Origin of the sequence: Allostella sp. (genome assembly GCF_041913585.1) — a bacterium.
Taxonomy (GTDB): domain Bacteria; phylum Pseudomonadota; class Alphaproteobacteria; order ATCC43930; family Allostellaceae; genus Allostella.
Genome location: NZ_JAYSFE010000073.1, coordinates 1 through 21114, shown reverse-complemented (window position 1 = coordinate 21114; position 21114 = coordinate 1). Strand labels below are relative to the sequence as shown.

General features: G+C 72.2%; 18 protein-coding genes and 1 tRNA gene. 6 read left to right on the top strand and 13 right to left on the bottom strand.

Annotated features, from left to right (window positions below):
- The 13 genes from ACE3Q3_RS14715 to ACE3Q3_RS14655 all read right to left on the bottom strand — a co-directional run.
- Nucleotides 1-943 (bottom strand): ROK family protein (locus tag ACE3Q3_RS14715; RefSeq protein WP_374447278.1); only part of this gene is annotated, 943 nt, incomplete at its 3' end.
- Nucleotides 944-1030: 87 nt separating this feature from the next.
- Nucleotides 1031-1198: a 50S ribosomal protein L33 gene (rpmG, locus tag ACE3Q3_RS14710; RefSeq protein ID WP_374447276.1), complete on the bottom strand. Its 168-nt coding sequence runs from the start codon at nucleotides 1196-1198 to the stop codon at nucleotides 1031-1033.
- A gap of 66 nt (nucleotides 1199-1264) precedes the next feature.
- Nucleotides 1265-2848 carry a S41 family peptidase gene (locus tag ACE3Q3_RS14705; protein WP_374447273.1) on the bottom strand — a complete coding sequence of 528 codons (1584 nt, stop codon included), beginning with the start codon at nucleotides 2846-2848 and terminating at the stop codon, nucleotides 1265-1267.
- Nucleotides 2849-3090: 242 nt separating this feature from the next.
- Nucleotides 3091-5352, bottom strand: a complete 2262-nt coding sequence (rnr, locus tag ACE3Q3_RS14700) for a ribonuclease R (RefSeq protein WP_374447272.1) — start codon at nucleotides 5350-5352, stop codon at nucleotides 3091-3093.
- A 6-nt stretch (nucleotides 5353-5358) separates the two neighbouring features.
- Entirely contained in the window at nucleotides 5359-8109 is a 2751-nt protein-coding gene (gene topA / locus ACE3Q3_RS14695) for a type I DNA topoisomerase (RefSeq protein WP_374447271.1), read from the bottom strand.
- Between the two features lie 69 nt (nucleotides 8110-8178).
- Nucleotides 8179-9270: a DNA-processing protein DprA gene (gene dprA / locus ACE3Q3_RS14690; protein ID WP_374447270.1), complete on the bottom strand. Its 1092-nt coding sequence runs from the start codon at nucleotides 9268-9270 to the stop codon at nucleotides 8179-8181.
- A gap of 46 nt (nucleotides 9271-9316) precedes the next feature.
- Nucleotides 9317-9934, bottom strand: a complete 618-nt coding sequence (gene plsY, locus ACE3Q3_RS14685) for a glycerol-3-phosphate 1-O-acyltransferase PlsY (RefSeq protein ID WP_374447268.1) — start codon at nucleotides 9932-9934, stop codon at nucleotides 9317-9319.
- A gap of 3 nt (nucleotides 9935-9937) precedes the next feature.
- Nucleotides 9938-11773 (bottom strand): hypothetical protein, encoded by a 1836-nt coding sequence (locus ACE3Q3_RS14680; protein ID WP_374447266.1) that lies wholly within the window; start codon nucleotides 11771-11773, stop codon nucleotides 9938-9940.
- A gap of 6 nt (nucleotides 11774-11779) precedes the next feature.
- On the bottom strand, nucleotides 11780-13072 hold the full coding sequence (pyrC, locus tag ACE3Q3_RS14675) for a dihydroorotase (RefSeq protein WP_374447264.1): 1293 nt from the start codon (nucleotides 13070-13072) through the stop codon (nucleotides 11780-11782).
- 13 nt (nucleotides 13073-13085) lie between these two features.
- A complete protein-coding gene (locus ACE3Q3_RS14670) occupies nucleotides 13086-14069 on the bottom strand; it encodes an aspartate carbamoyltransferase catalytic subunit (RefSeq protein WP_374447261.1) in 984 nt (327 codons plus the stop codon).
- An 87-nt stretch (nucleotides 14070-14156) separates the two neighbouring features.
- Nucleotides 14157-15311 (bottom strand): succinylglutamate desuccinylase/aspartoacylase family protein, encoded by a 1155-nt coding sequence (locus ACE3Q3_RS14665; RefSeq protein WP_374447259.1) that lies wholly within the window; start codon nucleotides 15309-15311, stop codon nucleotides 14157-14159.
- A gap of 87 nt (nucleotides 15312-15398) precedes the next feature.
- Nucleotides 15399-15860 carry a Holliday junction resolvase RuvX gene (gene ruvX / locus ACE3Q3_RS14660; RefSeq protein ID WP_374447282.1) on the bottom strand — a complete coding sequence of 154 codons (462 nt, stop codon included), beginning with the start codon at nucleotides 15858-15860 and terminating at the stop codon, nucleotides 15399-15401.
- A gap of 95 nt (nucleotides 15861-15955) precedes the next feature.
- Nucleotides 15956-16231, bottom strand: coding sequence for a cupin domain-containing protein (locus ACE3Q3_RS14655; protein ID WP_374447258.1), 276 nt, complete (start codon nucleotides 16229-16231; stop codon nucleotides 15956-15958).
- A 169-nt stretch (nucleotides 16232-16400) separates the two neighbouring features.
- On the opposite strand from ACE3Q3_RS14655, the gene gatC reads away from it, so the two are divergent.
- From gatC to ACE3Q3_RS14625, 6 genes are all read left to right on the top strand, one after another.
- Entirely contained in the window at nucleotides 16401-16688 is a 288-nt protein-coding gene (gene gatC / locus ACE3Q3_RS14650) for an Asp-tRNA(Asn)/Glu-tRNA(Gln) amidotransferase subunit GatC (protein ID WP_374447256.1), read from the top strand.
- Nucleotides 16685-18175: an Asp-tRNA(Asn)/Glu-tRNA(Gln) amidotransferase subunit GatA gene (gene gatA, locus ACE3Q3_RS14645; protein WP_374447255.1), complete on the top strand. Its 1491-nt coding sequence runs from the start codon at nucleotides 16685-16687 to the stop codon at nucleotides 18173-18175. Before gatC ends, gatA begins: the two co-directional genes overlap by 4 nt.
- The gene (gatB, locus tag ACE3Q3_RS14640) at nucleotides 18172-19623 is read left to right on the top strand and encodes an Asp-tRNA(Asn)/Glu-tRNA(Gln) amidotransferase subunit GatB (RefSeq protein WP_374447252.1); all 1452 of its coding nucleotides are present in this window, start codon (nucleotides 18172-18174) and stop codon (nucleotides 19621-19623) included. The genes gatA and gatB overlap by 4 nt, the downstream gene beginning before the upstream one ends.
- Before the next feature lie 38 nt (nucleotides 19624-19661).
- Nucleotides 19662-20279, top strand: coding sequence for a glutathione S-transferase family protein (locus tag ACE3Q3_RS14635; RefSeq protein ID WP_374447249.1), 618 nt, complete (start codon nucleotides 19662-19664; stop codon nucleotides 20277-20279).
- 23 nt (nucleotides 20280-20302) lie between these two features.
- The gene (locus tag ACE3Q3_RS14630; protein ID WP_374447248.1) at nucleotides 20303-20926 is read left to right on the top strand and encodes a glutathione S-transferase family protein; all 624 of its coding nucleotides are present in this window, start codon (nucleotides 20303-20305) and stop codon (nucleotides 20924-20926) included.
- A gap of 95 nt (nucleotides 20927-21021) precedes the next feature.
- Nucleotides 21022-21114: transfer RNA gene (locus ACE3Q3_RS14625), tRNA-Ser, on the top strand.

Sequence of the window (21114 nt, the reverse complement as noted above, 5' to 3'; positions counted from 1 at the left end):
CCGCCGGCTCCCCGACCACCGTCGGTTTCGGCCAGAGCCAGGCGGCCCCGCGCACGCCGCTCGAATCGCCGTGCAAGGCTGGGCGCAGGGGCGTCGCCACCCGGTCGGAGAAGACCCAGGCGCCCCAGCGCGCCGGGACCTCGCGATAGAGCCGCTCGAGGCGCGAGAGGCCGCCGCCCAGGACGATGACGTGCGGGTCGAGCAGGTTGACGACGGTGGCGAGCGCCCGCGCCAGCCGGTCGACATAGCGGTCGAGCGCCGCGCCGGCGGCGGGGTCGCCGGCCGCGGCGGCGGCGACGATGGTCGGACCGTCGAGGCGGCGCGCGTCGTGGGCCGCGAAGTCGCCCGCCAGGCCCGGCCCGGAGAGGAAGGTTTCGACGCAGCCGCGCCGCCCGCAGTAGCAGGGCGGGCCCGGCCGCTCGGCGTCGGTCGGCCAGGGCAGGGGGTTGTGGCCCCACTCGCCGGCGATGGCGTTGGGGCCGCGCAGCGGCCGGCCGTGGACGACGATGCCGCCGCCGACGCCGGTGCCGAGGATGGCGGCGAAGACCGTGTCCGCGCCGGCCCCGGCGCCGTCCGTCGCCTCGGACACGGCGAGGCAGTCGGCGTCGTTGGCGACCCGGACGGGCCGCGACAGGGCGGCGGCGACGTCGCGGTCGAAGCGGCGGCCGTTGAGGACGACGCTGTTGGCGTTCTTGACGAGCCCGCTCGTCGGCGAGATCGCGCCCGGCATGCCGATGCCGACCGGCACCGGCGGTCGGATGCCGAATTCCTGCTCGATCGCTCCGACGAGCCCGGCGATCGCGCGCACCGTGCCCTCGTAGTCGTGCGGCGGCGTGGCGATGCGGCGGCGCGCCCGTTCCGCGCCGTCGCGATCGAGCAGGATCGCCTCGATCTTGGTGCCGCCGAGATCGACGCCGATTCGGAACTGGTCGCCCTGGTGCATGGCCCGGCAGCATACCGGGCGGGCGCCGGAAACGCGAAGGGCCGCCGACGGCGGCCCCTCTACGGGAGAAATGCGTCCGGCCGGACCTTACTTGATCTTGCCTTCCTTGAACTCGACGTGCTTGCGCGCGATCGGGTCGTACTTCTTGAGGCTGAGCTTCTCGGTCTTCGTCTTCGGGTTCTTCCGCGTGACGTAGAAGTAGCCGGTATCGGCGCTGCTGTTCAGGCGGATGAGGATCTGGGCGGCCTTGGCCATGGCGTCTGTCCTGATGTACGGATTTGGCGGCGAACTTAGCGATGGACGAGGGCCTGTCAAGCCCTGCTACGGGCGCATCTCCGCCGTGCGCCGCCGGTCGGCCAGCGAAGCGCCGATGCGCGGCGTTCCGACCGCCGCCTGCGACAGGCGCAGCGCGCGCTGGAACAGGCCGCCGTCGGTCAGCAGCCGCTCGGCCAGTTTCACGTCGACGTCCTGTTCCCGCGACTGGCCGGTGCAGGCGGCGCGGAGCGCCCGCCAGCCGGCGTCGTCGAGCTGGGCCCGGGGGACGGCGTTGACCCCGCCCGGGCCCAGCGTCCGGCTCTCCTTCTGGAGGCTGACGCGCAGGCTGGCGGCATCGTCGACCATGCCGTTGGTGCAGATCGTCGGGATGACGCCGTGCTCGTGCAGGGCGTAGCCCGCCGGCGACAGCAGCCGCGCCCAGGTCAGCGTCAGTTCGCCGTCGTTGGGCAGGCGCATCACCGTCTGGACGGTGCCCTTGCCGTAGGAGGCGCTGCCGACGACGACCGCGCGGCCACGATCCTGCAGCGCCGCCGCCACGATCTCGGCGGCGGAGGCGGACCCGCCGTTGATGAGCACGACCATCGGGATGCCGCGCACCAGATCGCGGGCCCCGGCCTCGAAGGACTGGTTGCTGGCGGGATGCCGCCCACGGGTGGCGATGATGGGTCCCTCGCCGAGGAAGGCGTCGGCGACCCGGACCGCCTGGTCGAGCAGGCCGCCCGGATTGTTGCGCAGGTCGAGGATGATGCCGCGGACATGGTGCGACCGGTCGGCCATCAGCTGTTCCAGCGACTCCACCAGCTTGCGCCCGGTCTGCTGATTGAAGCTGAGGATGCGGACATGGGCGATCGGACCGATATGGTCGACGCGGATGGTCGGCACGACGATGCGCTGGCGGGTGATCGGCACCTCGAGCAGGTCGACGATCCCGGGCCGCGCGACCGTCACCCGCACCGTGCTGTCGACCCGGCCGCGAAGCTTCTGCACCACCTCGCGCTGGTCGAGCTTGGCCGTGCCCTCGCCGTCGATGGTGAGGATCTGGTCGTCGACCTGCACGCCGGCCATCGCGGCCGGGCTCTCGGGAATGACCGAGACGATGCGGACCACCCCGTTCTCGACATTGATGGTGACGCCGATGCCGCCGAAGCCGTCGCGCGAGGCCCGCTGCTCGCGGGCGACGTCGGAGCCGGCATAGCGGGAGAACCGGTCGAGGCCACCGACCAGCGCGGTCAGCACGGCGTCGTAGACGGCGTCGCCCTCGGCTTCGGCGATCTTGGGCTGGCCGCTGCGCGCCGCCGCCAGCGCCTTGGTCATCACGCTGGCCCAGGCCGAGGCATTGCGCGACGGCGGGGCGGGGATCTCCAGCACGTCCCGGCGATCGTCGCGAATCCGGATCACGTCGCCGTCGCGGGCCGCCAGGAAGGTGGGGGCGACCTTCGTCAGCCCGTTGAGGCCGGTGATCGCCAGGGTGCCGAGGTCGATCGGGTCGATATAGAGGTCGGACACTTCCTGGAGGCTGGCGAGGAACACCCGATCGGGCCGCTCGTCGGCGGCCTCGCCCGACGGCAGCGGGTTCTGGGTGCATGCGGACAGCGCCACGCCGAGCACGACCAGGGCTGCGCCGGCCAAGGCTCGCAGACCACCATGCTGCGTTGCGGTATGGTCGTGGCGCGGCATGCCGCCGGTCGAAAGCGAACGATAAGAAGCGCTTGTCATCGCCCAGCCCTTGCACCCGCAGAAAAAGTCATGCAGGTGCGAAACGACTCTCAATGTATTGACGCTCCCGCGGCCGGCAAAGAGCTTTGCGCGAACGTGCCGCAGCGGGTTTTATTCCCGTCGGCGCCCTGGCATTTTTGCAACGGAATCCGGTGCTACCGGGACTTCCGACCGCGTGGCGGGCGCCGCTCGCGCCCTGGACCGGTCCCGGGGCGGTCGCCGCGCGCGGCGGCGATGCCCGGCGACCAGCGGTCTTCCGGGTCCAGCAGGGACAATACGAGTCCGCCCGTGGCCGCATCCGCCTCGACGATCCGCACCTTCACGGGCTCGCCCAGGCGGTAGGTGCGGCCCCAGCGCCGGCCGACGAGCGCATGGCTCTTCGCGTCGTGGTCGTAGAAGTCGGTGGGCAGAGTGCTCACCGGCACCAGTCCGTCGGCGCCGGTCTCGGCCAGGGTGACGAAAAGGCCGAAGCGGGTGACGCCGCCGATCCGCCCGGAGACCTCGGTGCCGATCCGCTCCGACAGGTAGGCGGCGGTGTAGCGGTCGACGGATTCGCGCTCGGCGACGGCGGCCCGGCGCTCGGTCACCCCGAGATGCTCGCCCAGTTCGTCGAGCGGCCCCGTCTCCTGCCGTTCGCCACCGTCGCCGAGGCCGAGGGCGACGATCAGGGCGCGATGGACCGCGAGGTCGGCATAGCGCCGGATCGGCGAGGTGAAATGCGCATAGCGGCGCAGCGCCAGTCCGAAATGGCCGATGTTCTCGGGTCGGTACTGCGCCTGCGCCTGGCTGCGCAGGATGAGGTCGTGGACCATGGCCGCGTGCGGCGTGCCGGCGACGCGGGTGATGATGTCGTTGAAATGGTGCGGCTTCAGCACCTGGCCGCGGGCGAGCCGCAGCCCGAGGCTGTCCAGCACCGGCCGCAGCGCCTCGACCTTGGCCGGGTCGGGCGCGTCGTGGATGCGGTAGAGGCAGGGCATCTGCCGGTCGCTGGCCGCGTCGGCCGCGGCCACGTTGGCCGCGATCATCAGTTCCTCGATCAGGCGGTGGCTGTCATAGCGGCGCCGCGGCACGACCCGGTCGATATGGCCGTCGGGACCGAGGATCACCTGCCGCTCCGGCAGGTCGAGGTCGAGGGTGCCGCGCTTGGCGCGGGCCTGGAGGAGGGCGGCGAACGCGCCGTAGAGCGGCCGGATCACCGGCTCCAGCAGCGGTCCCGTCACGTCGTCCGGACGGCCGTCGGCGGCCGCCTGCACCTGGTCGTAGGTCAGCCGGGCGGCCGAGCGCATCAGGCCGCGGACGAAGCGGTGGCCGACGAGGCGGCCGTCGGCGTCGATCCTCAGGCGGACGGCGAAGCAGGCCCGCGGCTCGGCCGGCCGGAGTGAACAGAGATCGTTCGACAGCGCCTCGGGCAGCATCGGCACGACGCGGTCGGGGAAGTAGACGGAATTGCCGCGGCGTCGCGCCTCGCGGTCGAGCGCGCTGCCGGGACGGACATAGTGGGCGACGTCGGCGATGGCGACGACGGCGTTCCAGCCGCCGTCCGCGGCCGGCTCCGCCCAGACCGCGTCGTCGAAGTCGCGGGCGTCGGCGCCGTCGATGGTGACCAGCGGCAGGTCGCGCAGGTCCTCGCGCTGGCCGAGCGCGACCGGACGGGCGGCTTCCGCCTCCTCCAGCGCGGCGGCCGGAAACTCGGTCGGGATGCCGTGGGTGTGGATGGCGACGAGGCTGAAGGTGCGCGGGCTCGCCATGTCGCCGAGACGCTCGACGACGGCCGCCTGGGGCAGGCCCATGCGGCTGCGCGGCAGCACCTCGCCGACCACCAGTTCGCCCGGCTCGGCGCCGCCGGCGTCGGCCATGGCGACGCGGTACTCGATCTTCTGCCGCCGGTCGGTCGGGACGATGCGGCCGGCGAAGCCGCCGCCCTTCAGGCGCGCGTCGGTCATGAAGACGCCGACGACGCGCCCGGCATCGCCCTCCATGATGCGGATCGGCCGTGCCTGGTATTCGTCCGGCGACGTCCGGCTGAGGCGGGCGAGCAGGCGGGTGCCGACGACCAGCGCCGGCGTGCCGCGCCGCTCCGGCTGCACGAAGATGCGCGGCTGGCCTTCCTCGTCGGCGCGGGCGCCAACCGGTCGTGCCAGCAGTTCGCCGTCGGCGTCGATGTCGGTGATGACGAGCATCGTCACCTCCGGCAGGGCGTCGCGGGGGCCGAGCCGGCGGCCCGGGCCGCGCTCGACGCTGCCCGTCTCCTCCAACTCGCGCAGCAGTGCCTTGAGGGCGCCGCGATGCTCGATGCCGAGCCCGAAATGCCGTGCGATCTCGCGTTTGCCGACCGCAGTCGGGCTCGACCGGATGAACGCGACGATGGCGTCGCGGTCGGGGAAGGTGACCTGCTCGCGGTCGCGGCGGCGGGCCAAGGCGGGCTAGCGGTCGTCGCCCGCGGCCGGCTTGCGGCGCGCGGTCGAGGGTTTGGCCGTCTTGGCGGCGGCTGGCTTGCCAGCGGCTTTGGGGGCCGACTTCCGCGCCGCGGTCGTGGTCTTGCTGGCGGCCGCCTTGGGCTTGGGCGCGGCCTTCGCCTTCGCGGCGGCCTTGCCCTCGGCGGCGGGTGCCTTGGTCGCGGCGGCCTTGGGCGCGGCGCGCTTGCGGCCCCCCGCCTTGGCCGGGGCCTTCGCCGCCCGCTCCGCCAGCAGCGGCAGGGCGACGGCGACCGTCACCGCGTCGGCCACCATGCCCTTGGGCAGGGTGGCGCGGATGTCGCCGTGCTGGACGTAGGGCCCGTAGCGGCCGGCATGGACGGTGATCGGCTTGCCGTCGTCGGGATGTTCCCCGACGGGGCGGCCCGGCTGCCGACCGCCGCGGCCGGGGGCGGAGGCGAGCAGGTCGACCGCCCGGTTGAGGCCGATCGTCAGCACGTCGTCGCCGGCGCCGAGCGACTTGTAGACCGATCCGTGCTTCAGATACGGGCCGAAGCGGCCGATGCCGGCCAGGATCGGCTCGCCCGATTCCGGGTGCGTGCCGACGGTGCGCGGCAGGGCCAGCAGTGCCAGCGCCGTATCCAGCGTCACGTCGCCGGGCGCCAGACCCTTGGGGATCGACTGGCGCTTGGGCTTGTCGCCGCCATCGGCGTCGCCGAGCTGGACATACTGGCCGTAGGGCCCCTTGCGCATCCAGACCGGCAGCCCGGTGTCCGGGTCCTCGCCCAGCTTCTTCGGCACGTTGGGGTCGCCCTCGGCCGAGGCGGTGCCGTCGCCGCCCTCGATCGCCAGGGGCCGGGTGTAGCGGCACTCGGGATAGTTGGAACAGCCGATGAAGGCGCCGAACTTGCCGAGCTTGAGGCCGAGGCGGCCGTCGCCGCAGGTCGGGCAGGCGCGGGGGTCGCGGCCGCCCTCGCCGGTGTCCGGGAAGAAGTGGCGTCCGAGGTCCGCGTCGAGCGCGGTGACGACGTCCTTGATCGACAGGTCCTTGGTCTGGGCGACCTGGGCGTTGAACTCCTGCCAGAAGTCCCGCAGGAGCTGGCGCCAGTCGATCCGCCCGTCGGACACCGCGTCGAGGCCGGTCTCGAGCTCGGCGGTGAAGTTGTACTGGACCAGCTTCTCGAAGAAGCCGGTGAGGAAGGCGGTCACCAGCCGGCCGCGGTCCTCCGGCACGAAGCGCTTGCGGTCGAGCCGCACATAGCCGCGATCCTGCAGCACCTCGATGATCGAGGCGTAGGTCGAGGGGCGGCCGATCCCCAGTTCCTCCAGCCGCTTTACCAGACTGGCCTCGCTGTAGCGCGGCGGCGGCTGGGTGAAGTGCTGTTCGGAGGTGACGCCCTGGCGGTCGACGGAAGCGCCGTCGACGAGCGGCGGCAGGCGGCGCTCGCCGTCCTCGTCCTCGGCGTCGTCGCGGCCTTCGCGATAGAGCTTGAGGAAGCCTTCGAAGAGCAGGGTCGAGCCGGTCGCGCGCAGCGTCACCTGGCGGTCGCCGCTGAGCAGGTCGGCGCCGACCTGCTCGAGCAGCGCGCTTTCCATCTGCGAGGCGACGGTGCGCCGCCACACCAGTTCGTAGAGGCGGCGTTCCTCGTCCGAGAGGTGCGCCGCGACCTGGTCCGGGGTGCGGAAGAGGTCGGTCGGCCGGATGCCCTCGTGCGCCTCCTGGGCGTTCTTCGCCTGCGTCCGGTAGACCCGCGGCGCGTCGGGCACGAAGCGCTCGCCGTAGCGGGAGTGGATGAGGCGGCGGGCGGCGGCGATCGCCTCGCCCGAGATCTGCACCCCGTCGGTCCGCATGTAGGTGATGAGGCCGACCGTCTCGCCGCCGATGTCGACGCCCTCGTAGAGGCGCTGGGCGGTGCGCATGGTGCGGGACGCCGTCATGCCGAGCTGGCGCGACGCCTCCTGCTGCAGGGTCGAGGTGGTGAAGGGCGGCTGCGGATGCCGCCGCACCTGTTTGCGCTCGACCGGGCCGACATGGAAGGTCCGGGCCTCGACCGCGGCCACCGCCGCCGCGGCCGCCGCCGCCGTGCCGATGTCGAGCTTCTCCAGCTTGCGGCCGGCGAGGTGGGTCAGGCGGGCGGTGAAGCGGTTCCCGTCCTCGGTCAGGAAGGTCGCCTCGACCGTCCAGTATTCCTGCGGCTTGAACGCCTCGATCTCGGCTTCGCGCTCGCAGATCAGGCGCAGCGCGACCGACTGCACCCGGCCGGCCGACCGGCTGCCCGGGAGCTTGCGCCAGAGCACCGGCGACAGCGTGAAGCCGACCAGATAGTCGAGGGCCCGGCGCGCCAGATAGGCGTCCACCAGTTCGCGGTTCAGCTCGCGCGGATGGCGGAACGCCTCGGTGATCGCGGCCTTGGTGATCTCGTTGAAGACGACGCGCTGGACGGCGACGCCCTTCAGCGCCCGGCGCTGCTCCAGCACCTCGCGGACGTGCCAGGAGATCGCCTCGCCCTCGCGGTCGGGGTCGGTCGCCAGGTAGAGGTTGCTCGCCCCGCGAGTCGCCTCGGCGATCGCGCGCAGATGCTTCTCCGACTTGCCGTCGACCTCCCATTCCATGGCGAAGTCGTGCTCGGGATCGACCGAACCGTCCTTGGCCGGCAGGTCGCGGACATGGCCGTAGCTCGCGAGCACCTGGAAGCCAGGGCCGAGATACTTGTTGATCGTCTTGGCCTTGGCCGGCGATTCGACGACGACGACGTTCATGATGCTACGGGTCGGCCTTGCAGGGTTGGGAGGGTCGGGCCCAGGCGCGAGTCCCGTCGCCGGAGCGGTTCAGCGCAGCGACACCTTCTGTCCCGGGTGCCGCTCGATCCGGCCCTGGAGTTCCAGTTCCAGGAGGATCGCCGCAACGGCCGCCTGCGACAATTGGCACTGGCGCACGAGTTCGTCAACCGGGAGGGGCGTCGGCCCCAGCCGCTCCAGGATGCGGTCCGCCCGCCCGCCGGGCTCCTCGTCGCCTTCCGGTTGTGCGCTCGGGACGAAAGGTCGCGGCGCCGGCGGGGCGGTCTGCGGCCGCAGCGCCTCGACGACGTCGGCCGCGCTCTCGACCAGGGTGGCGCCGCTGCGGATCAGTCCATTGGTGCCCTTGCAGCGCGGGTCGAGCGGCGATCCGGGGACGGCGAAGACCTCGCGGCCGTATTCGGCAGCCAGCCGCGCGGTGATCAGCGATCCCGATCGCTCTGCCGCCTCGACGACGACGATGCCGAGCGCCAGGCCGGCGACGATGCGGTTGCGGCGCGGGAAGTTCCGGGCCAGCGGCCCGGTGCCGGGCTCCGCTTCGGCGAGCAGCAGGCCGTCGCCGCCGACCGCCTCGTGCAGGGCCCGGTTCTCGTCGGGATAGGCGCGGTCGATCCCGGTGGCGACGACGCCGATGGTGCCGGCGGCAAGCGCGCCCTGCTGGGCGGCGGCGTCGATGCCGCGGGCCATGCCGGAGACGACGCAGAATCCCGCTTCGCCCAGTTCGCGCGCCAGCGTCTCGGCGAAGCGGCGGCCGGCGCCGGACGCGTTGCGGGCCCCGACGACGGCAACTGCCGGCCGCGCCAGGAGTTCGCGCCGGCCGCGCGTCGCCAGCACGATCGGCGGGTCAGCGATGGCGGCGAGCGCCGCCGGATAGTCCGGATCGCCCCACACGAGGGCGGCCGCCCCGAGGCTCGCCAGCCGCCGCGCCTCTTCGGCCACCGCGGCGGCTGGTGCGATTTCGGGCGGGCGGGGGTGGCCGGCGAGGGCGGACAGCGCCGCCTCCGCCGAGCCGTGCCGGCGCAGCAGCTCCAGCACGGTCGTGGGTCCGATCCGCTCGCTGCGGATCAGGCGCCAGCGTGCGGTCCGCTCGCGCTCCGGGAGGGGAATGGGTCCGGCTGCAACCATCGGCGGTGACCGCTATCGCGGCCGGCCGCCCGGCGTCAACCGGCGCCTACTTCCGGGACAGGTCGATGCGCGGCTCGGTGCCGGCGAGCAGGCGCCGGATGTTGCCGTGGTGGCGGATCACGACGAGGACCGCGATCAGGGCGACGACCCACGTCCGTTCGGGATGCGGGACGAGGCCGGCATGGTCGGCGAGCAGCCAGGAGGCGAGGGGCGCCAGGGCGCAGGCCGTGAGCGCGGCCAGCGAGGACGTCCGGAAGATCGCCACCATCGCGAGCCAGGTCCCGACCAGCGCCAGGCCGAGCGGCCAGGCCATGGCGATGCACACGCTGCCGGCCGTCGCCACGCCCTTGCCGCCGCGAAACCCGAGCCAGGGCGTGAACATGTGGCCGAGCACGGCCCCGGCCGCGGCCAGTGCCGCCGGCAGCGGCCCGAACCCGGCGGCGACGACGACGGCGAGGGCGCCCTTGCCGGCATCGAGCACCAGGGTGGCCAGCGCGAGGTCCTTGCGTCCGGTGCGCAGGACGTTGGTGGCGCCGATGTTGCCGGAGCCGATCGCGCGGATGTCGCCGAGGCCGGCGGCCCGCGTCAGCACCAGTCCGAACGGGATGCTGCCGAGCAGGACGCCGCCTAGCCCGGCCAGGATCGCCACCATCGTCGCCGACATCGCCTACGCCCCCCGACGGATACCGAGCAGCAGTTCGACCGCCGTCTCGAAACTCTGTGCCTGCAGCGGTCCGCCGGCGAGCGGCGACGCCCGCAGGAGGTCCGGAATCCGCCGTCGCAGTTCCGCGACGGCCCCCGGCCGAGCCGCAGCCTGCAGGGCCTTGGCAACATACTGGTCCTCGTCGGCCGCGACCAGATCGCCCATCCCGAGGGTGGCCAGGGCGACGGCGGCGTGCCGCCCGGCGTGGCGCGGTCCGCCGATGGTGACGAGCGGCACCCCCATCGCGAGCGCATCGAAGGTCGTTGCGATGTCACCGGTCGGGAAGCTGTCGAGCCCGAGGTCGATCCTGGACCAGAGCGCCGTCTGGCCGTCCAGCCGCTCGGGTGAATCGAAGTCGACGCGCCGGCCCTCGATGCCGAGCTCCATCAGCCGGGTGGCGACGCGCTCGCGCGCGGTTCCGATCCGCCAGTCCTCGTGCAGCAGCCGCAGCCGGGCGGCCGGATGCTCGCGCAGGATGCGCGCCCAGACGGCCATGGTCCGCTCGCCGATCGCGGACGCCGGGCCGCACCAGCCATAGACGAAGCCCTGCTCGGCCCGGCGCTCGCGGCCGGCGGCATCGGCGGCAGCAAGGGCCGGCCCGCCGCTCATCGCCGGGGTCGGGAACCCGACGATGCGGATGTCCATGGAGCGGCCGATGTCCGGGGGGCAGTGGCCGCGGTCGGCGAGGAGGTGGGACACCGCCGGATGGCCGCTCGGCCAGCCGGTCTCCAGCCACTCGACATGCACCCGCGCCGGGCGCTGGTCGAGCACCGCCAGCAGGTCCGGCTGGTCGTGGCCGATGAAGCTGACGAGGAGGTCGACCCCGTCGTCGCGCATGCGCCGGGCGATGGCGTCCGGGGCCGCCCGGTTGCAGACCACGACCCGGTCGGCGCCGCGGGCGAGGTCGGAGCCCTCGAAGCGGCGCGTCAGGCCGATGCCGTAGAGCGTCGTCCGGAGGCGCCCCGGCGTCCGGTGGCGCAGCAGGTCGGTCATCCAGTAGCCGGCCGCGCGCTGTTCCTGCCACCAGAAGAAGCCGACATGCGGCACGCCGGAGAGGGGGGCGCGCGGCGCCGGCGGCACCGTCCGGGCCGCGGCGGCCGCGCGGTAGCGCCGGGTCTCGGCCGCGATCGCCGCCGGATCGGGCTCGGCCCGGGCCATGGCGTGCAGCCGGGCGGAGAATGCGGCCGCCTCCTCGGGCCCGACCGCGTCGGCGGCCAACATGCGGGCGGCGCCCTCGCAGTCGCCGACCGACGGCAGCGCAGTGGCGAGATCGATCCGGGTCGCCCGGTCCCCGGGCGCGAGGTCGACCGCGCGCTCGAACGCGAACACGGCATCCGAGGGCCGCCCGAGTTCCGCATTGGCCCGCCCGAACAGCCGGAAGACCGGGCCCGACGGCGTCAGCGATGCCAGCGTCTGTTCCAGGAGGTCGCGGGCGGCCTGCGCCTCGCCCTGGCGCAGCAGCGCCTCGGCCTGGGCGGCCGAGGCCAGCGTCAGCCGCCGCTCCGCCTCGACCATCGGCTGGAGGCCGTCGCCCGCCGGAAGCGCCGACGCGAGGGCGGGCAGGTCGGGCGGCGGCCGCCCCGCGGCCGGCACCGCCGCGCGCGCGGCGGCGTTGCGCGCGGCCGCGTCGCCCGGCAGCACGCCGGTCAGCGACAGGAAGAGCCGCAGGCGCGCCCAGGCAGGATCGGCCGCTTCCGGCGCGGCGGGGTCGGGCAGCAGGGCGGCCGCAGCGGTGAGGTCGCCGGCGAGGATCCGGCGCTCGGCCTCGCTCGGACTCGGCGCCGCGGCGGTGTCCTGCAAGGAGGTTCAGTCCCGGGCGCGGTGGACGACCCGGCCGCCCAGCACGGTCAGCATCGCACGTCCCTGCACCGGCCGACCGTCGAAGGGCGAATTCTTCGACTTCGAGCGGAAGCGGTCGACGGCGATCCGCCATGGGCGGTCGATGTCGACGAGGGCGAGGTCGGCAGGCGCGCCGACCTCCAGCCGCCCGCAGTCGAGGCCGAGGATGCGGGCCGGCGCGCGGCCGACCGCGTCGAGCGCCCGCTCCAGCGGCACGTCGCCCTGGTGGACGAGTTCCAGCACCAGCGGCAGCAGGGTCTCCAGCCCGACGATGCCGCTGGCGGCCGAACTGAAGGGCAGGCGCTTGGAATCCTGGTCGTGCGGCGCGTGGTCGCTGGCGATGGCGTCGATCGTGCCGTCGGCGATGCCGGCGACCACGGCCCGCCGGTCACCGTCGCTGCGCAGCGGCGGCGACAGCTTGGCGAAGGTGCGGTAGTCGCCGACCGCGGTCTCGTTGAGCGCGAAATAGGGCGGGGCGGTGTCGCAGCTGACCCTCAGGCCGCGCGCCTTGGCGGCGCGGATCGCCTCGACCGCGCCCGCCGTCGAGACGTGGGCGGCGTGGTAGCGGGCGCCGGTCAGTTCGGCGAGGCGCAGGTCGCGCTCCAGCAGGACCACCTCGGCCATCGCCGGAATGCCCGGCAGGCCGAGGCGGGTCGCGATCTCGCCCTCGTTCATGCCGCCCGGGTGCGACAGCGTCGGCTCCTCCGGATGCTGCACCAGCAGCAGGTCGAAGGTCCGGGCGTAGCTCATGGCCCGGCGCAGGATGCCGGCGCTGGCGATGGCCCGGGTGCCGTCGGTGAAGGCGACCGCGCCCGCGTCCGCCAGCAGGCCCATCTCGGTCAGTTCCTTGCCGGCGAGCCCCTTGGTCGCGGCGGCGTAGGGGTGGATGTTGGCGAGCCCGATCTCCCGCCCGCGCCGGCGCACGAATTCGACCAGCGCCACGTCATCGATCGGCGGGTCGGTGTTGGGCAGGCAGACGATGGTGGTGACGCCGCCGGCGGCGGCCGCCTGGCTCGCCGTCGCCATGTTCTCCAGATGCTCGGCGCCCGGCTCGCGGAGCTGGGCGCGCATGTCGACGAGGCCCGGAATGAGCGCCAGCCCGTGGCAGTCGACCGTCTCGATCCCCTCCGGCACCCCGTCGGCGAAGAGGGCGGGGCCGAGGTCGGCGATGCGGCCGTCGACGGCGAGCAGGCCGCCCGGATGGTCGCGGCCGCCGGCCGGATCGAGCAGGCGGGCGTTGACGAGGGCGAGCCGGCTCATACGGTCACCATGCTCACGGGCGGGCCTCCGAGACATTGCCCGAGTTGCTGCGGGCGAGGTTGTCGGCCAGCACCTCGAGGCAGGCCATGCGCACGGCCACCCCCATCTCGACCTGCTGGCGGATCAGCGAGCGGTCGATGTCGTCGGCGACCTCGCTGTCGATCTCGACGCCGCGGTTCATCGGTCCCGGATGCATGATGAGGGCGTCCGGCTTGGCGACGGCCAGCTTGGCGTAGTCGAGCCCGAAGAAGTGGTAGTACTCGCGCACCGACGGCACGAAGCTGCCCGACATGCGCTCGGTCTGGAGGCGCAGCATCATCACGATGTCGGCGTCGGCGAGGCCGCGCTTCATGTCGTGGAAGACCTCGACGCCGAGGCGGTCGATCGCCGTCGGCAGCAGCGTGCGCGGCGCGACGACGCGGACCCGGGCGCCCATGGTGTTGAGCAGCGCGATGTTCGAGCGCGCGACCCGGCTGTGCAGGATGTCGCCGCAGATGGCGACGACGAGGCCGCGCAGCTCGCCCTTGCGGCGGCGGATCGTCAGCGCGTCGAGCAGCGCCTGGGTCGGGTGCTCGTGGGTGCCGTCGCCGGCATTGATGACCGCGCAGTTGACCTTGTCGGACAGCAGCTTGACGGCGCCGCTCTCGGGATGGCGGACGCAGAGCACGTCCGGGTTCATCGCGTTCAGCGTCATCGCCGTGTCGATCAGGGTCTCGCCCTTCTTCATGGACGAGTATTCGACCGACATGTTGATGACGTCGCCGCCGAGCCGCTTGCCGGCCAGCTCGAACGAGGTGCGGGTGCGCGTCGAGTTCTCGAAGAAGAGATTGATGATGGTGCGGCCGCGCAGCGAGCCGCCCTTCTTGTCGGAACCCTGGTTGCGGGCGACGAATTCCTCCGACCGGTCGATCAGGTGGGCGATCTCCCCGGCGGAAAGCCCTTCGATTCCCAGAAGATGGCGATGCGGGTAACCGAGGGCGGCGACGGACGCGGACATGAGCGCGTCCTATAGGTCATGGGGCGGAGTCCGGGCAAGGGATGGCCTGACCCGGCCTCCCCCCACCCGGACCCTGTCTGTCCGGCCTCAGTCGTCGGTTCCGGGGCGGCCGATGCGGTGCGGCAGTTCCTTCTCGCAGGCCATGCGGAAGACCACCTGACCCGGGAAGGTGAGCTGGCCGTCGCGGCGGCGGCTGAACAGCACGCCCGGGGCGGTCGCCTTGATGGCGAGCCTGCAGTCCTTGGCGAACGGGTCGAGCGGGTCGATGATCTCGCACACCGTCTCGCCGGCCTTCACCTTGGAGCCACGGTCCTTGAGATAGACCAGCATGCCGGCGCGGGGCGCGTAGGCGACGTCCATGCCCCAGGCGGGCGTGATCTTGCACTTGGCCTTGGGCAGCGGGCCCGGGTCGCCGCCGACCACGCCGCGACGCTGCAGGAACTTGAAGAGGTTGGTGCCGTCCGACTTGCCGAGCGCGTGCGAGACGTCGGCCTGGCCGCGATACTCGATGGTGATGGAGAAGGAGGTCTTGGGCAGGGCGGCGTCGGGATAGGCCTTCGCCAGCTTGAGCCAGGGCGTGATGTTGCAGGCGCTGAAGCTCATCACTTGCGGGATGGCGTCCGGGCGGCCGACCGTGGTCGCCTGGCTGCCGATCTGCGCCGACAGTTCGGCCACCGCGTCGGCATGGCTGGCGCCGGCGAAGACGTGCAGCGCGGCATGGGCGTCGCAATGCAGGTCGAGGACGTAGTCGGCGTCGACCGACATCGCCATCAGGGTCTTCTTCAGGAACTGGGGCTCGTTGGGCGCGGCATAGGATTCGACCGCCTTGACCATCGCCTTGCGCACGAGCTCGACGTTCTTGGCCTGGTTCCGGCCGAGCTTGCCTTCGACCTGGGCCACGATCTGGTCGCCGATGTCGAGGTAGTTGCGGTTGTAGTTCTCGCGCAAGTTGAAGTCGTAGCGGCCGAGATGGTTGGCGTAGAGATGCTGCGACAGGCCGACCGGGTTGGCGGTCGGCACGACGATGATCTCGCCCGGGATCTGGCCGGCCTTGTCGGCCGCCTCCAGCATCGGCAGCAGATAGTGCAGCGCCATGACCCCCGGCAGCTCGTTGGCGTGGATGGCGGCCTGGATGTAGGCCTTGGGCCGCGCGCCCGGCGTGCCGAAGCGGTAGACGGTGAGGAAGCGCTCGGTTCCGGGGCTGTTCGACAGCAGGGGCACACGGGTGGCGCGGCTGGGCATCGGTGTCGATCCTTCGCGGAGGACGGGGAGAGGGGCCGGATTCGGCCGAGGGGCGGGGCGATATTGATCGCCCGCGCAGGCGGGCCGTCAAGCCTGCGCGGCGGCCGCCAGCCGGTCGAGCGCACCCTGGAGGATGTAGGCCGCCGCCGCCCGGTCGATCGCCTCGGCCCGGCGGGCACGGGTCACGTCCGCCACGATCATCGCCCGCTCGACGGCGGCCGTCGACAGCCGCTCGTCCCAGAAGGCGATCGGCAGTTCGAGCACGGCCGCGAGGTTGCGGACGAAGGCGCGCACCGACTGGGTGCGCGGGGTGTCGCGCCCGTCGAGGCCGAGCGGCAGGCCGACGACCAGCCCGACCACGCCCTGGCCGCGGACGATCTCGGCAAGGCGGGCGGCATCGTCGGCAAAGCGCTTGCCGCGGCGGATGGTCTCCATCGGCGAGGCGATGACGCGCCGCGTGTCGGAGAGTGCGAGCCCGATGGTCTTGGTGCCGACGTCGAGGCCGAGCAGGCGCCCCGGGGCCAGCCCGGCGAGGTCGGTCAGGGGAATGAGCCGCATGGCGGCACCCTATCCCGGCCGGGGCGGGCGGCGTTAGCGGCTTCGCCCGGCCTTCAGGGCGAGCCTGGCGAAGCCGGCGCCGGCGATCAGCGCCCGGCGGGATGCCGGCGCCCGATGACGGAGCGGTAGTGCGCCGGGATCTCCTCCGAGTGCGGCATGCCGGCGGCCATGGTGAACACGTCGCCCGGGCGGTAGGTGGTCGCGGCCCCGCCACAGGTCAGGGTGATCTCGCCTTCGAGGACGAGCGCCCGGACCTCGAAATCGTGGGTGTGCGGGTCGTTCCGGATGCCTCCCGGGCTCTGCTTGACCTCGACTTCGAAGCCATCCTGGCGCAGTTGCGCTTCGAACGCGGCCTGGTTCATCGCTGTCGCTCCTTCCGGTCGCCGGCGGTGATCGTCCCGCATCGTCCGTCCAGTGACAGCTTCTTACAGGGCGTCCGGTGAATCAACGCATGGGCGCCCGCGGCCCTCCGGTTGCGCCCGGCGGGGGCGGTTGGTAGGTTCCGCCGCCCCTTTCCAGGACCCTCCGGCCATGGCGATTGACTCCGATACCGTCGCGCATATCGCGCGGCTTGCCCGCATCAAGGTGACCGACGAGGAGAAGGCCGCGCTCGCCGGCGAGCTCTCGAACATCCTGCAATGGATCGAGCAACTGGACGAGGTCGACACCGCCGGCGTCGAGCCGGTGGCGTCGGTGGTCGATGCCGTCCTGCCCTGGCGGGCGGACGTGGTGAACGACGGCGGCCAGGCGGAGAAGGTGCTGGCCAACGCGCCGGACGGCGTGCCCGGCTTCTTCGCCGTGCCGAAGGTGGTGGAATGACGATGGTGTCGAACCTGACGGATCTCACCCTGGCGGAGGCGCGCGACGGGCTCGTGGCCCGCCGCTTCTCGGCGGCCGAACTGGTCGAGGCCCACGTCGCGGCGGTCGAGGCCGGGCGGTCGCTCAACGCCTTCATCACCGAGACTCCGGAGCGCGCCCGCGCCGGCGCGATCGAGAGCGACCGGCGGATCGCCGCCGGCGAGGCGCGGCCGCTGGAGGGCCTGCCGCTCGCCATCAAGGACCTCTTCTGCACCGAGGGCGTGCGGACGACGGCCGGCTCGCACATCCTCGACGGGTTCCAGCCGCAGTACGAATCGACCGTCACCGCCAACCTGTGGCGGGCCGGCGCGGTCATGCTCGGCAAGGTCAACCTCGACGAGTTCGCCATGGGCTCGTCGAACATGACGAGCTACCACGGGGCGGTGGAGAACCCGTGGCGCCGCCGCGGCGACAACCGGCCGCTGACGCCGGGCGGCTCCTCCGGCGGCTCGGCCGCCGCCGTCGCCGGGCGCATGGCGCTGGGGGCGACCGGCACCGACACCGGCGGCTCGATCCGTCAGCCGGCCGCCTTCTGCGGCATCGTCGGCATCAAGCCGACCTACGGCCGCTGCTCGCGCTGGGGCATCGTCGCCTTTGCCTCCTCGCTCGACCAGGCGGGGCCGATGGCGCGGACGGTGCGCGACGCGGCGATCCTCCTGCGCGAGATGGCCGGGCACGACCCCAAGGATTCGACGTCGGTCAACCTCCCGGTGCCGGACTTCGAGCAGGCGCTCGACCAGGGCGTCAAGGGCCTGCGCATCGGCATCCCGAAGGAGTACCGGGTCGCCGGCACGCCGCCCGAGATCGAGGCGCTGTGGCAGCAGGGGATCCAGTGGCTCAAGGACGCCGGGGCCGAGCCGGTCGAAATCAGCCTGCCGCACGCCCGCTTCGCCTTGCCGACCTACTACATCATCGCGCCGGCCGAGGCGTCCTCGAACCTCGCCCGCTACGACGGGGTGCGGTTCGGCCTGCGCGTGCCCGGGCAGACGCTGGACGAGATGTACGAGAACACCCGCGCGGCCGGCTTCGGAGCGGAGGTGAAGCGGCGGGTGCTGATCGGCACCTACGTCCTCTCGGCCGGCTACTACGACGCCTACTACCTCAAGGCGCAGCGCGTGCGCGCCCGCATCGTCGAGGATTTCCGCACCGCCTTCGAGACGGTCGACGCGATCCTGACGCCGGCGACGCCGTCGGCGGCCTTCGGTCTCGACGACAAGATGGACGATCCGATCGCGATGTATCTCAACGACGTCTTCACCGTGACCGCCAACCTCGCCGGCCTGCCGGGCCTGTCGGTGCCCGGCGGGCTGTCGGCGGACGGGCTGCCGCTCGGCCTCCAGGTGCTGGGCCGCGCCTTCGACGAGGCGACGGTGCTGCGCGTCGGCCGGGCGATCGAACGGGCGGCGGACTTCACGGCGAAGCCGGCCATGACGGGAGGTGCGACATGAGCCTGATCCAGGGGCGCACCGGCGACTGGGAGATCGTGATCGGCCTCGAGGTCCATGCCCAGGTGGTGTCGAAGTCGAAGCTCTTCTCGGGTGCGGCGACCGAATTCGGCGCCGAGCCGAACAGCCAGGTCTCCTTCGTCGATGCCGGCATGCCCGGGATGCTGCCGGTCATCAACGAGGTCTGCGTCCGCCAGGCGGTGCTGACCGGCCTCGGCCTCAACGCCGAGATCAACCTCGTCTCGGTGTTCGACCGGAAGAACTACTTCTACGCCGACCTGCCGGCCGGCTATCAGATCTCGCAGTTCACCCGGCCGATCGTCGGCAAGGGGACGATCGTCCTCGACCTCGCCGGCGGGGCGACGCGCGAGGTCGGCATCACCCGCCTGCATCTCGAGCAGGACGCCGGCAAGAGCCTGCACGACCAGCACCCGTCGAAGTCCTACATCGATCTCAACCGGTCGGGCGTCGCCCTGATGGAGATCGTGTCCGAACCCGACATGCGGACCGCCGAGGAGGCCGGCGCCTACCTCAAGAAGCTGCGCTCGATCCTGCGCTATCTCGGCACCTGCGACGGGAACATGGAGGAGGGGTCGATGCGGTGCGACTGCAACGTCTCCGTCCGCCGGCCGGGCGGGGAGCTGGGCACGCGCTGCGAGATCAAGAACGTCAACTCGATCCGCTTCGTCATGCAGGCGATCGAGTACGAGGCCCGGCGCCAGATCGAGATCATCGAGGATGGCGGCGCGATCCGGCAGGAGACGCGGCTGTTCGATTCCGGCCGCGGCGAGACGCGTTCGATGCGCTCGAAGGAGCACGCGCACGACTACCGCTACTTCCCGGACCCCGACCTGCTGCCGCTCGTCCTGTCGCCGGAGTTCGTGGCCGGGATCAAGGCCGGGATGCCGGAGCTGCCGGACGCCAAGAAGGCGCGCTTCGTCGCGGAATACGGCCTTTCGCCCTACGACGCCGGCGTGCTGGTCGGCGAACAGGAGAACGCGGCCTTCTTCGAGGCGGTGGCCAGGGGCCGGGACCCCAAGCTCGCCGCCAACTGGGTGACGGGCGACTTCTTCGGCTTCCTCAACAAGTCCGGCAAGCCGATCGCCGAGGCGCCGGTCTCGGCGGACGCGCTGGGCGGCCTCATCGACCTCATCCGCGACGGCACCATCTCCGGCCGCCTCGCCAAGGAGGTGTTCGAGGCGATGTGGGAGACGGGCCGGCCCGCCGCCGCCATCGTCGAGGAGCGCGGCCTGCGGCAGGTGTCCGATACCGGCGCGATCGAGGCGTCGATCGACGCCGTGATGGCGGCCAACGCCGACAAGGTGGCGGAGTACCGATCCGGCAAGGACAAGCTCTTCGGCTTCTTCGTCGGCCAGGTGATGAAGGCGACCCAGGGCAAGGCCAATCCCGGCCTCGTCAACGAGATCCTGAAACGCAAGCTGGCCGGCTGAGCACGGCCGGCGGATTCCAGGCGAAGGAGACAGCGAAGATGGCGATGACGCTCCACGGCAGCCCGCTCTCGTTCCCGACCTACAAGGTGGCGCTGATGCTCTCGATGGCGGGGCAGCCCTTCACCTTCCGCTTCGTCAACCTGCGCCAGGGCGAGCAGAAGACGCCCGAGTTCCTGGCCATGAACCGCTTCGGCCAGGTGCCGGTGCTGGTCGACGGCGACGAGGCGATGTGCCAGTCGAACGCGATCCTGAGCCGGCTCGCCTACAAGTTCGGCAAGTTCACCGGCGGCGACGCCGCCGGCCAGCGCGCGACCCAGGAATGGCTGTGCTGGGAGGCGGACCAGCTGCTGCCCGGCATCGCCCGGCCGCGCTTCTTCAAGCGCTTCATGGAGAAGCCGGATCCGACGCTGCTCGACCACTACACCCAGCGCGGCGAGGCGGCGTTGAACACGCTCGAGACGGCCTTGGCGAAGCAGCCCTTCCTCGGCGGCCAGTCGCCTTCGATCGCCGACATTTCCTGCTATGCCACCGTCGTCCATGCCGGCGAGGGCGGCTTCGACCTCGCGCGCTGGCCGTCGGTCCAGGCCTGGGTTGCGCGGATGGGGCAGCAGCCGGGCGTGAAGCCGGCCCCCGAACTGATGCCGATGCCGAAGTGACGGACGGGGAGCGGACAGGCGCGATGATCGACCTCTACACGTGGACGACGCCGAACGGCCGCAAGGTCTCGATCATGCTGGAGGAACTCGGGCTGGACTACCGGGTCCACCCCGTGAACATCGGCAAGGGCGAGCAGTTCCAGCCGGATTTCCTGAAGATCAGCCCGAACAACCGCATCCCGGCGATCGTCGACGGCGACGGCCCGGGCGGCAAGCCCTTCGCCCTCTTCGAATCGGGCGCGATCCTGATCTACCTCGCCGACAAGACCGGGCGCTTCTATCCGAGCGAGCCGGTGGCGCACTACACGACCCTGCAATGGGTGATGTGGCAGATGGGTGGCTTCGGGCCGATGCTGGGCCAGGCGCACCATTTCCGCCGCGCCGCGCCCGAGCCCATCCCCTACGCCATCGACCGCTACGTCAACGAGGCCAAGCGCCTCTACGGCGTCATCGACAAGCGCCTGGGCGAGGCGGAGTACCTGGGCGGGGCGGACTACACGATCGCCGACATCATCACCTATCCGTGGGCGGCGCGGCACGAGTGGCACGCCGTCGACCTGGGCGAGTTCCCGAACGTCCAGCGCTGGTACGACCAGGTCGGCGCCCGGCCGGCCGTCCAGCGCGGGATGGCGATCCCCAAGGTGTGAAATCGCCTGCCGGCGCGGCCCCGTTCGTTGACAGGGGCCGCGCCGCACGGCTAGAACCACCCTCGCATACGCCGTGAAACGATCCACTCACGGGTGGAGGGGTGGCCGAGTGGCTGAAGGCGGCGGTTTGCTAAACCGTTATAGGATCTAAAGTCCTATCGTGGGTTCGAATCCCATCCCCTCCGCCA